Source organism: Algoriphagus halophilus, assembly GCF_041729275.1.
Lineage (GTDB): Bacteria > Bacteroidota > Bacteroidia > Cytophagales > Cyclobacteriaceae > Algoriphagus > Algoriphagus halophilus_A.
The window spans coordinates 4,329,269-4,342,494 of sequence record NZ_CP146486.1 but is presented as its reverse complement, the minus strand read 5'-3'; the positions used below and the strand labels follow the sequence as shown (position 1 = coordinate 4,342,494).

The following is a 13,226-nucleotide window of genomic DNA, read 5'->3' as shown; positions in this document are numbered from 1 at the left end:
ATAATTCGAATGCTAAATGGGTGAAATAAATTTCAATTCAATTATTTCTGGCCGCAAAGATAAGTAAAACGATTGAGGGAGAGGTCAGGCATTTGCAAATTCATTCCTTGCTTCCTCCGTGAGTATCCCATTATAAATAATCGAAATGGCCTGATCAAAGATTTCTGAGGGGATAGCTTCATTCCCTTTTGGATAGACTCCGGAAACTGGCCGATGAATTTAGGATCCAATAAGGATTGAACCGCCGATGCATAGAGCATGACGACCAGATTGATATTGATCCCAGGGTTCACTAAACCTTGCTCCACTCCTTGTTTAATTAATTTTTGAAATCTCAAGTAGGCAGATTCATTGATATAAATCTTCATTTCTTCCCAGATGTCATGGGCATGTTCACGCACATCTTCAAACAACTCTGGATTGATGGGAGCCAAGTGATTGGCAACCACTGTTAAAGTAGACTTTAATTTGAGTGGAAAAGAAATGTATTTGTTTTCCAAAATAGCCTCCACTTTGGAGCTCATCTTCAATTTCAATACTTCAAAAGAAGCCTCCAATAATTCCAGTTTCCCTGGATAATATTTATACAACGTTTTTTTACTGATACCCAAGCTTGCTGATATCTCATCCATCGTGGTATGACGGTACCCTTTTTCAAGAAAAAGTTTGTACGCCGCATCTAGAATTTTACCCTCTTGGCTATTTTTTTGCTCATGACTACACTTATCAACCCAAAGATAGAAATTCAATCTTAGGAGAAAATATTCTTAAAGAACCTATTGTTCCTAAGAATTCGAATTGATCTTTGCAGCGGCAAAATGTATTTTTAGGATTCCAATTTTCAGTCCCATTTATGAACCACCAAGAAGCAGCAGCAAAAATTGCTCAACTCACGCAAGAGATCAATCATCATAATAATCTGTATTATCAGGAAAGCAATCCTGAAATCTCTGATTATGAGTTCGATCAATTATTGGAAGAGCTGATCAAACTGGAAACTGAGTTCCCTGACTTGTTAGATCCTGACAGCCCCAGCCAGCGTGTAGGTGGTACCATTACCAAGGAGTTCCAGACGGTAGAACATGAAACTCGCATGCTTTCCTTGGGGAATACTTACTCTGTTGAAGAATTAATTGCCTTTGACGAACGTGTCATCAAAGGTCTGGGGCATTCTGATTTTGAGTATTTCTGTGAAATGAAATTCGACGGGGTGGCCATCAGCCTGGTGTATGAAAACGGACGCTTGCTCAGGGCAGTTACCCGAGGAGATGGATATCGTGGAGATGATGTCACTGCAAATGTTCGGACAATTAGAAATATTCCTCTCGAGGTGAAAGGCCAAAATATCCCTGCAAAATTTGAGGTCAGGGGAGAAATATTCCTACCCTTGAGAGAATTCCAAAAAATAAACGCGGCTCGTGATGAAGCTGGGGAAGCCTTGTTGGCAAACCCTAGAAATGCAGCTTCCGGAACCCTGAAAATGCAGGATTCTTCCGTAGTGGCAAAAAGAAGATTAAACTGTTATTTCTACCAATTGCTCGGAGATGATTTGAGTGTCAACACCCATTCAGAAGCTATTGCCCTCCTAGAACAATGGGGATTCAACGTGTCCCAGACCTATAGAAAAGTAGCCAACATACAGGAAGTGGTCCAATACATTAATGACTGGAAAGAAAAGCGATTTTCACTTCCTGTGGACACGGATGGGGTGGTTTTAAAAGTCAATAATTACGATCAGCGAGAGGAATTGGGCTTTACCGCTAAAAACCCTCGTTGGGCCATTGCTTATAAATACAAAGCAGAGAGTGCTGAATCTGAGCTTTTATCCATCACCTATCAAGTAGGAAGAACAGGGGCTATCACACCGGTAGCCAACCTATCTCCAGTAAGTTTAGCTGGAACAACCGTGAAACGGGCTTCCTTACATAATGCCAATGAAATTGAACGACTCGATTTACATGAGGGAGATTTTGTTTACGTAGAAAAAGGCGGAGAAATCATTCCCAAAATCACTGCAGTCAACTTTGATCGAAGGAAATCAGAAGCTAAACCCATCGCTTATATCACTCATTGCCCCGAATGTGGAACAGCCTTGGAGAGAAAAGAGGGAGAAGCAAAGCATTATTGTCCAAATGCCGAAACCTGTCCACCTCAGGTTTTAGGAAGAATAGAGCATTTTGTACATAAACGTGCCATGGATATCGATTCCATGGGTACCGAAAGAATCCGTGCGTTGATCGATCAGGGTTTCATCTCCAATCCGGCAGATATTTATGAGTTGGAACAGAAAAAACAGGACCTTTTGGGACTTGAAATGTCCCATGACCAATACGAAACAGAGGGAGATGGTTTATTGTATATCACGGTGGAAAAGGCTCTTTTTGCTTTGACAGAACAAATCTCTTTCAAACAGATTCATGACTTTTTATTGGAAAAAGCAGAGCTGCCATTGCAGGAAACCTTGAGGTCATTTCAGGAACAAATCAGGCTTTGGAAAAAGAAAGTTCCGGCCAACGTCGGAATGGTGGAGTACTTAATCAATCATTTGAAAGATCACGGCTTACCTAAGCTGGAAGATTATGTGCGGTAGGGTGCTGGAGATTTTACTGGGAAGAAGAGTGGATTTTGAAACCATTTTATCGACCTCTAAATTGGAAGGAACTGTTCATGGGATTTTACTGAAACTGAATTTAGATCTTTCCTCGGAAGTTCAAGATCGAATTAAAAAACTGAAAGCGAATACTTTTCAGGACGGTGTAATTTCTAACATGATGGAGGGGATCTCAGCATCGAAAAACCAACCTTTTGAAAAGGTATTGTTTGCTTTGGGAATTCGAAATATTGGGGAGAATACTGCTCAATTATTGGCAAGGCATTTTGGGTCCATTGAAAAATTAGAAGCTGCCACTACGGAGCAACTATTAGAGATCAATGGTGTAGGCGAAACATTGGTACATAGCATCCATGATTTCTTTGCTCAGCCCAAAAACCAAGAGATCATTACCCGGTTAAGAGCCTTTGGGTTAAAATTTGAAATTGAGCAGCATGAAGACCGCCAATTAGGGGATGCTTTAGCGGGTAAACGGATTTTGGCCAGTGGGAAACTTGTTCATTTTAAAAGAGATGAGATCAAAGATACTGTCATCGCTCATGGAGGCCAATACCTATCATCCGTTTCCAAAAATCTGGACTTTATCATAGAAGGAGCAGATATGGGGCCTAGTAAGAAGGAAAAAGCTGAAAAACTAGGTATTCCTATGATTTCAGAGGAAGAATTCCTTAAAATGATACAAGAATAATCCAAATATCAATTTTCTTAAGATCAATTCAAGTAAGCCCATTATCTTTAGGCTTCAAACCTATTTATTACAAATGAATCAATTTAAAGGAACAGGAGTAGCATTAGTCACACCATTTCATGATGATTGCTCTATTGACTTTACAGGATTAAAAAAGCTAATAGACCATGTCATAGATGGCGGGGTTGATTATTTAGTCGTTTTAGGAACGACCGGTGAATCCGCTACTTTGTTGCCTGCAGAGAGAAAACAAGTGCTTGCTGCTTGTTTGGAATACAATGCGGGGAGAGTTCCCGTAGTTTATGGAGTTGGTGGAAACAACACCCAATTGGTGTTGAATGAGATCATCAATACCGATTTTACCGGAATCTCTGCCATTCTCTCGGTGAGTCCTTTTTATAACAAACCAAGTCAAAGAGGGATCATTGCACATTATACTGCTATTGCGGATAACTGCCCTGTACCAGTGATTCTATATAACGTTCGGGAAGAACCATGTCAAATATGACAGCCGAAACAACATTACGTTTAGCTGACCATCCCAATATCATCGGAATGAAAGAGGCCAGCGGAAATCTGGAACAGTGTATGCAAATCGCAGCCTCTAAGCCCAAAGATTTTCTGTTGATTTCCGGGGATGACTTAATGACGAAAGCCATGTATAGTATCGGAGGTTCCGGAATCATTTCTGTTTTGGCAAATGCACTTCCTTCCACTTTTAAAGCGATTTGCCATGGTTCAGAAAAAGAAAGTTTAAAAGCTTCTTTTTCCCTTTTGGATTTCAATTCCTTGATGTACCAGGAAGGGAATCCCGTAGGAATTAAAAACCTATTGATGCATATGGGAATCTGTGGCGACCAGCTAAGACTTCCTATGTTGAGAGCAAGTCTTGAATTGAATCAGCAGATCAAAACGGTATACCAAAAATCCAACTAATCTGAATGCATAATGCACGATCCATCTCAGAATTAAACCAGCTGATCCAACAGGTAATCGACACTGAACTGGATCCGGTTTATTGGGTGGTGGGTGAAATCTCAGATTTTAGGCTTTCCCCTCAAGGTCATGCCTATTTTGAACTCGTAGAGAAATCCGGAAATAAAATCCAGGCAAAACTTCGAGCCAACCTATGGGCTTTCACCTATAGAAACATCGCTGCTAAATTCGAGTCTGTTACTGGTTCCAGTTTGAAAAATGGAATGAATATCCTGGCTCAGGTGGCCATTAATTTTCATCCACTGTATGGACTTAGCATCAATGTAAAGGACATTGACCCATCGTTCTCTTTAGGGGAAAGAGCCAGGTTGAGACAGGAAACGATCGACCGACTTACCAAGGAAGGAATGATCAATCTAAATAGCCAACTTGAGATGCCTCCGGTTATTCAAAAAATAGGTATTATCAGTAGTGCTACTGCAGCCGGGTATGGAGACTTCCTCAATCAACTTGTATCTAACCCGGGAGGCTACCATATTTATTACAAATTATTTCCCTCCCTGATGCAGGGGAATGACGCATCCGCCAACTTGATCCGGGCCATTGAGCTTGCAGAAGAGTCCAAAGACCGCTTAGGTCTGGAGGCAATCGTGATTATTAGAGGAGGTGGTGCCCAATTAGACTTGGATTGCTTTGACGACTATCAATTGGCTCTTAAAATTGCCCAATGTAGTTTACCGGTATTCACAGGGATTGGTCATGAACGGGATGAAACCATTGCTGATTTAGTGGCAAATACCAAGTTAAAAACACCCACCGCGGTGGCGGAGTTTTTACTTTCAGGATTCCGGGAATTTGACGAACTGCTTTCCTTGCAATTTCGAAGATTGGACCGGAGTACCAGAATACAGCTGCAAGAACAATTCACGGTGTTGCAGGGTTTAAGTCATCGAATCAATTCCAATTGCATGAACAGGCTCAGTAGGGAGACCGACAGGTTGAATGCGAACCTCAACCAAATTAAAAGTGCTTCCAAAAGTTTGATTCAATTGGAGAAGGTAAAACTCTCATCCTTGGAAAAGACGATCAAGCAAGAGGTGGAACATACCTTGGTTCAGGAATCCAATCGCGTGGAGAGACTATCAAAAACCCTTTCACAATTGGATCCAAAATCAATTTTGGAGAGAGGATATACCAAGACGGAAGTAAATTCAGTACCTGTTCAGTTAGTAGCTATCAAAGAAGGGGATCTGATGATCACCCACACATCAACCAAAAAATCAGTAGTACAATTACCCAAATTGAGGAGTAATGGCAGATATAAATTATACAGAAGCAATGAGCCGTCTAGAACAGATCTTGGTTCAATTAGAAGAAGGAAAAAAAGCATTGATGAATTATCTGAATTGGTAAAAGAGGCTTCAGAATTGGTAAAAGCATGCCGATTTAAGCTAAAATCCACGGAGGAAGAAATTCAAAAAGCCTTCGAAAACGAGTGATCAGATTACTCATTTAACAATAATTCTTCAATAATCCTGTAATGGATATGAATTATTTGAAAGGATTGGCATATTTGTTGACGAATTTGCAACAATCCTGAAACTTACATTAATGCATCAGGAATACCATCATGCAAAAATTACTTTCCATACCGTTTTTTATTTTATTTCTAATATTCTCCGAAACAGTAGAGGCTCAAAATTTCTATAAGGAAAAAATATCCAGAGATAATATCTTAAGTATTGGTATGGGCCCCTCTTTTGCCTATCTGGATAATGGAGGAGCATACAGAACTTTTAATTTCGAGATCAAACCATCTTTTTCCGCTTCTATCGCAAAAAGGTTGACTCCCATGATTGATCTGAGGGCAACCACTGGCATTCAATGGATTTCAAGTGGTGGCAATCCAAGTACGAAAGTTCGGGATTATTGGTATGAAAATAATGCTGCATTTACCGCAAAAGGAAGTGCCATCTATTTTGATATGATGCCAAGCATCAATCTTATTCCTTTTTCAAATCATATGAACCGAAGCTTTGCGAATCTTTATGGTGGATTTGGGTTGGGAGTCATGTACACGAGCACCAAACAAACCAAATCCTTTAACGAAGACGAGGTTCCGGAGAAATTCAATAAAACAACAGCTTACATCCCTGTTCGGGCTGGCTTAAGCTTCCAGTTAGGGGCCTATTCCGATATTGCGGCAGAAGGAACCATGCTACTCACCTTTGTGGATGATATAGACGGAAATGTGGGATTTAATAAATTTGGGGATCATTTATTTCAGGCCCAAATCGTGTATAGAAGATATCTTTACCCACGAATTGAAAAATAGAAAAGGAGCGATTAACGCTCCTTTTTTATTGACTGACTTTTCCTAGTGGTTGTAAAAATTTACGTGGAATACTTACCAGCATGTTTTGGTAGATACTTGGGATTCTGATTAAGAAATAATCCTTGTTTCCTTTTTCTATGACTTCTCCTGTCATATGTTGAAGTGCTCCTCCAATTACCTCTACTTTTTCTCCGGGCTCTATGACTGTTCCATCTGATTCCACTGCGACCCCCGTAGAAATAATTCTTTCAATGATATCCAACTCCTCATCTCTGATGGTGGCATGTTGCCCAGAGAAATGGACGAATTTTACTGCTCCTGGAACCTGTAGACATTCCCACAATTGATTCCTATTGGTTTTTACAAACACATACCCGTTAAACAAGGGTCTTTGAACTTTTTTCTTCCTATCTGACCACTGTCTAACCTCCTCTATAATTGGCAGATACACTTCTTTGCCATTTTCTCTTAATCTTTCTGCAACCTTCTTTTCGGAACGTGATGCTGTATACATCACATACCACTTCATCTCATTCATTTTAGTAATCTATTTGGGTATTTAAAATTAACATTTTTTAGCAGCAAAGGTCGAACCAAGCTGGACTTAAAATGAAAAAACCCCGGGATAGAACCCCGGAGGTTTTATAAAAAAACCACCAACCTTAAAACAATCATGCTTTAATCTTCTTTAACCGCATATTTAACTTGTCGGCCAAGAGATACATGACTGGTACAATTACTAACGTGAGGAAGGTCGCAAAGGTTAACCCAAAAATCACTGTCCAGGCCATTGGACCCCAGAAAGCTGCGTTATCTCCCCCTACATAGAATTGCGGATTAAAGTCACTTAATAATGTTCCAAAATTGATATTCATACCGATAGCCAAAGGAATCAAACCAAGTACCGTTGTGATCGCTGTAAGCAATACCGGTCTCAATCTTGTTTTTCCTGATTCCACGATACTTGCGATCATCAAGTTAAATGGCAAATGATCTTTTGGCCCCATCCCCAGCTCTTCTCTTTTTCTTTCTCTTACCAGGTTCGTGTAGTCGATCAATACAATGGCATTGTTTACCACAACCCCTGCGAGGGATATAATTCCAATACCTGTCATGATCACCACAAAGTCCATATTGAAAATCACCAGCCCCAAGAATACACCAATCGTACTCAATACTACTGAGGCCATGATAATGAACGGTGTGGTCACAGAATTGAACTGGGCCACGATGATTAAGAAGATCAAGGATACCGCGATCCCCAATGCTCCAATCAAGAACTCCATGGATTTCTGCTGTTCTTCTTGTTCACCAGTATATTTCACCGAAATCCCATCCGGCACATCATAATTTCTAAGGGCAGCTTGAATTTGAGCATTCACTTCAGTCGGGTTATATCCATCCAAAACGTTGGAATAAACCGTAATCGCTTTATCCAAATCTTTCCGTTTCACAGAACCATAGGTAGAACCATACTTGATCTCTGCGACTGCGGAAATAGGCACCTCCCGTTTAGTACCGAACTTATCTCTAAACCCAATCTTTTTATTGACCAAGGTATTGATGTCGTAACGGAAGCCTTCCTTAAGCCTCAACTGAATTGGATAGTCATCCTCTCCTTCTTTAAACTTCGATACTTCCAATCCAAAGAGTGCAGTTCTTAGGTCATTGGCAATTTCAGAAGTAGATAAACCAAACCTTCTAGCTTTCTCTCTGTCGATATTCAAGATCACTTCAGGGTTACCTAAGGAAAGGTCAGATTTAAGCTCTTCAATTCCTGCGATGTTGAGGTTGGTCAAGTATTCCCTGGTTTTGTTTACATATGCGATCAACTGGTCATAATCTTCCCCTACAAACTCAAGGTTCACTGCTTTTCCTGTAGGAGGACCATTTCGTTGCTTATCCACTGTGATTAGTACGCCCGGATATTTTTCAACCAGCTGACGAATCACTTCCATGGCTTCATTGGTATTGATTCCTTGCCTGTCAATATAATCCACAAAGCCGATGGTGATTTTTGCCTTGTGAGGAGTAGGTTGGTTACTTGGTCCTTCCAAAGGATCTCCTGTACCCTCACCTACCTGGCTAATGACAGACTCCAAAATGTCTTCATAATCAGCCAAAGCGACCATCAACTCGTCTTCCATTCCATCCACAAATTCATTGGTAGCCTCAATATCGGTACCGATAGGAAATTCAATGAATACATTGATTAACTGAGGCTGGTTATCTGGGAAGAACAATATTTTCGGAGCTCTGATGCCCAATAAAACCAAGGAAAAGAACAATAAGAGTACTGTACCTCCGAAAAATAGGTATGGTTTTTTACCATTAAGCGCATATTCCAAGGTCGACTCATAAATATTCTCCAACTTCAACAGTAATACCGTCTGGAACCATCGAATCGCTTTCCTCAAGACAAACACATTGAACAAGGTCAGCACACAGGCCACTAGAAGAAGCGTTCCAAATGCAGTGATTCCAACCAAATAAAATATGGTGGAAAGAATGAGAAATATCCCTGCAACTACAATTGATTTTTGCTTGGGTTTATCCTTGCTTACATCTTCCACTTTCATGTACAAGGCGGTCAATACAGGGTTGATCACCAAGGCAACAAACAAGGAAGAGGAAAGTACAATGATCAGGGTAATTGGTAAGAATTTCATGAACTCTCCTACCAAATCATCCCAGAATGCTAAAGGAAGAAATGCAGCTAAGGTGGTTGCTGTGGAGGTAATGATTGGCCAAGCCACTTCTCCTACCCCTTCTTTTGCAGCCTGTACAGCTGACTTTCCTTCGGACATCAGACGATAGATATTTTCAACCACCACAATCCCATTATCCACCAACATCCCTAGTGCCAATATCAGAGAGAATAGCACCATTAGATTAAGCGTAATCCCGAAGGCATTCAACACCAAGAAGGAAATAAACATGGAAAGAGGAATGGCAATTCCTACAAACAGTGCATTTCTGAAACCCAGGAAGAACATCAATACCAATACCACCAGGATCACCCCGAAAATAATGGAGTTCTCAAGGTCACTTACTTGAAGTCTCGTCTGCTTTGATTGATCATTGGTAATAGTAATCTCCAAATCTGGAGGGAATCTATTTGCTTTGGTTTGTTCAATGATCTCTTTGATTTTATCAGCAGCATACAATAGGTTTTCCCCACTCCTTTTGGTGACGTTGATGGTAACTACCGGAAGGTTTTTGCTACGTGCATAGCTGGTTCTTTCCTTATAGGTGTCTTTTACTTCCGCGACATCCCGTAGGTAAACAATCTTTTGGTTATCGGTTTTTACGATGATATTCTGAAGATCCATTGGATCACTGAATTCTCCATCTATTCTAAGTGTGCGCTGATAATCCCCAGAACGGATATTACCTCCTGAAATGGTCACATTTTCGGTTTGTACCGCTTGAGCAATGTCATTAAAACTCACGCCAACCGACTCCATTTTATAAGGATCTGCATTGATTTGGATTTCACGCTCCACTGTTCCAGCCAGATCTGCTTTGGATATTTCCGGAAGCTTCTCTATTTCATCTTCCAAATATTCCCCAAATTTCTTCAGTTCAGCCTCCGAATAATTTCCAGAGATATTCACATTCATGATCGGGAAATCAGAAGTATTGATTTCCAATACATTGGGATCCTGATCTAGATCTGTGGGAAGTTCGCTCTTTGACTTATCGACAGCATCCTTTACATCCTGGATGGCTTTGGAAATTTCTACTCCAGGGTTAAACTCAATAACAATGGAAGAAAAGTCCTGCACAGAGGTAGAATTAATATCCTTGATATCATTTAGGGACTTCAATTCTTTTTCGATAGGACGAGTAATCAAGTTCTCCATATCGACCGGAGAGTTACCTGGATACGGGGTTCCCACGTAAACTGTAGGAATCACAATTTCCGGGAAACTTTCCTTTGGCATATTTCTGTAGGCACTAAGTCCTAACACCGAGATAATTAAGGTAAGGATAACCACCGAAGTGGAATTGTCCACTGACAAACTGGACAGTCCAAACTCTCTCGTTTTTTGTGGTTTCTGTTGTTCTGCCATAATTACTGCTGTGCTATATTCACATTGAAATTATCTCCTACTTCTCGGAATCCTTTGTCCACTAAAACCTCTGAACCGGTAAGTCCAGTTAGGATCTCAGTCTCCTTATCAAATGTCTTTCCTCGCTCTACATATTTCTTGATAGCTTTTCCATTTTCCACGGTAAAGACATAATCCCCCCCTGTTATCACTTAAGATCAAATAGCTAGGTACTATCACTGCATCCGCACTTTGGTAATCCAAGATTTTCAACACAGAAATCATATTCGGTTTCACCAAATCAATATTTGGAAGAAAAACTTCCACCTTAAAGGTTCTGTTATTTGGATTGATGATCGCTCCTACAGAAGAAACTTTGGTTTGAAGTTCTTTATTGATGGAAGGGAAACTCACCTCCACAGAATCACCTTTGGAAAGCACACCTATGTAACTTTCTGAAATATCTGCCTCAATAAAGAGATCACTTTCCCCTACAAATTGGAACATTCCCATCCCTGGCTGTACCAATTCTCCCAATCTCACCTGAACTTCTTCGATTGTTCCAGTAAATGGAGCTCTAATAATGGCCTTATCAAGATTGGTTCGGGCAGAAGCCAGGTTTCTTTCCAATCCTTCTTTTCGGTTTTTTGCCTCTAGGTATTGAACCTCTGTTCCAATTTGCTGATTCCATAAACGCTCCTGTTTTTCAAACAGGGTAGTCGCCAACTCCAATGAGTTTTCCAACTCATCGATACTTCTCTCAATAGTCTCTGCATCTATTTTGGCCAATACCGTTCCTTTAGCAACCCGCATACCTTCCAATACTGGGATTTCCAATATTCTACCTGAAGTTTCGGAACTGATTACCACATTCTTTTTAGAGAGTACAGATCCTGTTACTTCAACATAATGATCAAATTCCCCCTTTTTAGCATTGGTGGTAGTTATAAGAATGGACTTTTGATTTTGACTTGCAAATTCAGGATCCATTTTCATCAATTCCTCCTCCAATAAGGCAATGGAGGTATTTAGCTCATTGGATTGATTTTTCAACTCTTCCAATTCTGCTCTTTTTGCAGCCAACTCATCTTTTGGTTCGCAGGAAAAAACCAAGAAAGTCAACCCTATCAGTGGTAAAAATTTATGTGATAATTTCATTGTGTATAAATAATATCGTTGTTACAAGTTTTGTTTGTGATAGTGGATCTACCACTTAATAATCCAATCCGTTTTTCAGAACTCCTAAAGCTTTTTCTAAGTCCACTTTAGAAACCAAGCCATCATAAAGAGCTCCTAAATAGTTGATTTCAGATTCTATCAAGGCAGCATCTGCTTCCACTACTTCCAAATTGGAACCTACTCCTTCATTGTATTTGATTTTAGAAATATCGTAGACCTCCTTGGCGAGTTCCATGCTTTCTCTTTGTACTGCTAGCACTTCCAAATCATTAGCTAGATTTTGCTTGGCTTGATACACTTCTAAAGCAATGTTTTGATTCAAATAAAACTTTTGATTTTCAAGCTGTTGCAATTGAATTCTATTTCGTTGAATTCGTGCACTTTTGGATAAACCATCAAAAATCGGAATGTTCATAGTCACCCCAACCATGGAAGAGCTAAACCAGTTGATGCTATTAAACAACCTACTAAAGGAATCCCCAGCACCAGACCTGGTGAAGTTTGCATTCAAATCGATCGTCGGCAAATACTGGGAAGTATTATACCTTAAATCCAACTGAGTCAATTCCAAGTTGGTATTGATCTGATCCATTTCTACTCGATGTCCTACTTCCATGGCCAATAAAGCCGCTAAATCTTCTTCTGGATTTAATTCTGCTAAAGTTTCGGTAATCACGATATCATAATTCCGAGGTAAGCCCAGTTGAATTTTTAATAGTTGTTTGGAGATATCATAGGCCGTAAGACTTTGCTTCAACTGAGAAAATGTATTGTTTCTTTGAACCTGAATTCTTGAAACTTCTATCTTCTCGGTAAAACCTGCCTCATTTAAAGCTCTGGTTTCCTCCAAGAGAGAATCAATCCGGCTTAAATTGGATTGGGAAAGTTTGATTCGCTCAGCATTGACCAAAACTCCAAAGTAGGCTTTCTTCACATTTTCAATGACATCATTCTCTACTTTGACCTTGTCAAATTCAGTCAAGGCCTTGTAAGTCTTGGCTGCACGTAAACCCACGAAGAAGGAGCCATCAAAAATCATTTGAGACAAGGTGAACCCCGCATTTCCAGAATAGCTAACCCCAAACCTAGCAGGAATTACATCGGATGGATTACTAGGATCTCCGAAAGGAGGCTCATTCGGTAAAAAGACCACCTGAACCAAAGGGTTGTAATTGATCCCTACTGAACCATTGATTTGTGGCAGACCCGAAGCAGTATTCTCTTTAATGGTGGTCTGTGAAATCATGACTTCCAGCTTGGCATTTTTTGAATCTGGATTATTCTCCAGCGCATATTCCAAAGTCTCCTTTAAATTAAGCTGAAGAACTTCTAAAGGAGGGGTCTCCTGTGCTAAAACTCCTGAACCAATTAGGCTTAACAAGCTCAGGATTACTAATTTAATCTTCTTCTTAAACATGTTGT

The 13,226-nt window shown here is 40.2% G+C and carries 8 protein-coding genes and 2 pseudogenes; 4 read left to right on the top strand and 6 right to left on the bottom strand.

Going from position 1 to position 13,226, the window contains the following annotated elements; genetic code table 11:
* Positions 1-41 precede the first annotated feature (41 nt).
* Complete coding sequence (locus V8V91_RS23250; protein ID WP_373397449.1) at positions 42-632, bottom strand: TetR/AcrR family transcriptional regulator; 591 nt, start codon at positions 630-632, stop codon at positions 42-44.
* Positions 633-853: 221 nt separating this feature from the next.
* Between V8V91_RS23250 and ligA the strand changes: the two are divergent.
* The 4 genes and pseudogenes from ligA (at position 854) to V8V91_RS23230 (ending at position 6,570) form a co-directional block, all read left to right on the top strand.
* Positions 854-3,299, top strand: a pseudogene (gene ligA, locus V8V91_RS23245) (NAD-dependent DNA ligase LigA).
* Between the two features lie 73 nt (positions 3,300-3,372).
* Positions 3,373-4,235: pseudogene (gene dapA, locus V8V91_RS23240) on the top strand (4-hydroxy-tetrahydrodipicolinate synthase).
* A gap of 5 nt (positions 4,236-4,240) precedes the next feature.
* Positions 4,241-5,734: an exodeoxyribonuclease VII large subunit gene (gene xseA, locus V8V91_RS23235; protein ID WP_373397448.1), complete on the top strand. Its 1,494-nt coding sequence runs from the start codon at positions 4,241-4,243 to the stop codon at positions 5,732-5,734.
* A 131-nt stretch (positions 5,735-5,865) separates the two neighbouring features.
* On the top strand, positions 5,866-6,570 hold the full coding sequence (locus tag V8V91_RS23230; protein ID WP_373397447.1) for a hypothetical protein: 705 nt from the start codon (positions 5,866-5,868) through the stop codon (positions 6,568-6,570).
* A gap of 25 nt (positions 6,571-6,595) precedes the next feature.
* Here the strand turns inward: V8V91_RS23230 and V8V91_RS23225 are convergent, their stop codons facing one another.
* The 5 genes from V8V91_RS23225 to V8V91_RS23205 form a co-directional block, all read right to left on the bottom strand.
* Positions 6,596-7,108 (bottom strand): UpxY family transcription antiterminator, encoded by a 513-nt coding sequence (locus tag V8V91_RS23225; RefSeq protein WP_074225080.1) that lies wholly within the window; start codon positions 7,106-7,108, stop codon positions 6,596-6,598.
* Positions 7,109-7,241: 133 nt separating this feature from the next.
* The gene (locus V8V91_RS23220) at positions 7,242-10,646 is read right to left on the bottom strand and encodes an efflux RND transporter permease subunit (protein WP_373397446.1); all 3,405 of its coding nucleotides are present in this window, start codon (positions 10,644-10,646) and stop codon (positions 7,242-7,244) included.
* 2 nt (positions 10,647-10,648) lie between these two features.
* Positions 10,649-10,807 (bottom strand): hypothetical protein, encoded by a 159-nt coding sequence (locus V8V91_RS23215; RefSeq protein ID WP_373397445.1) that lies wholly within the window; start codon positions 10,805-10,807, stop codon positions 10,649-10,651.
* Positions 10,755-11,783: an efflux RND transporter periplasmic adaptor subunit gene (locus tag V8V91_RS23210; RefSeq protein WP_373397444.1), complete on the bottom strand. Its 1,029-nt coding sequence runs from the start codon at positions 11,781-11,783 to the stop codon at positions 10,755-10,757. The genes V8V91_RS23215 and V8V91_RS23210 overlap by 53 nt, the downstream gene beginning before the upstream one ends.
* Before the next feature lie 55 nt (positions 11,784-11,838).
* Positions 11,839-13,221, bottom strand: a complete 1,383-nt coding sequence (locus V8V91_RS23205; protein WP_373397443.1) for a TolC family protein — start codon at positions 13,219-13,221, stop codon at positions 11,839-11,841.
* Positions 13,222-13,226: the final 5 nt, after the last annotated feature.

Bases quoted from the DNA above. Each gene is read 5' to 3' on its own strand.
- V8V91_RS23225 (WP_074225080.1), bottom strand. From the start codon at position 7,108: ATGAATGAGATGAAGTGGTATGTGATGTATACAGCATCACGTTCCGAA.
- V8V91_RS23210 (WP_373397444.1), bottom strand. From the start codon at position 11,783: ATGAAATTATCACATAAATTTTTACCACTGATAGGGTTGACTTTCTTG.
- V8V91_RS23250 (WP_373397449.1), bottom strand. From the start codon at position 632: ATGGATGAGATATCAGCAAGCTTGGGTATCAGTAAAAAAACGTTGTAT.
- V8V91_RS23205 (WP_373397443.1), bottom strand. From the start codon at position 13,221: ATGTTTAAGAAGAAGATTAAATTAGTAATCCTGAGCTTGTTAAGCCTA.
- V8V91_RS23230 (WP_373397447.1), top strand. From the start codon at position 5,866: ATGCAAAAATTACTTTCCATACCGTTTTTTATTTTATTTCTAATATTC.
- xseA (WP_373397448.1), top strand. From the start codon at position 4,241: ATGCATAATGCACGATCCATCTCAGAATTAAACCAGCTGATCCAACAG.
- V8V91_RS23220 (WP_373397446.1), bottom strand. From the start codon at position 10,646: ATGGCAGAACAACAGAAACCACAAAAAACGAGAGAGTTTGGACTGTCC.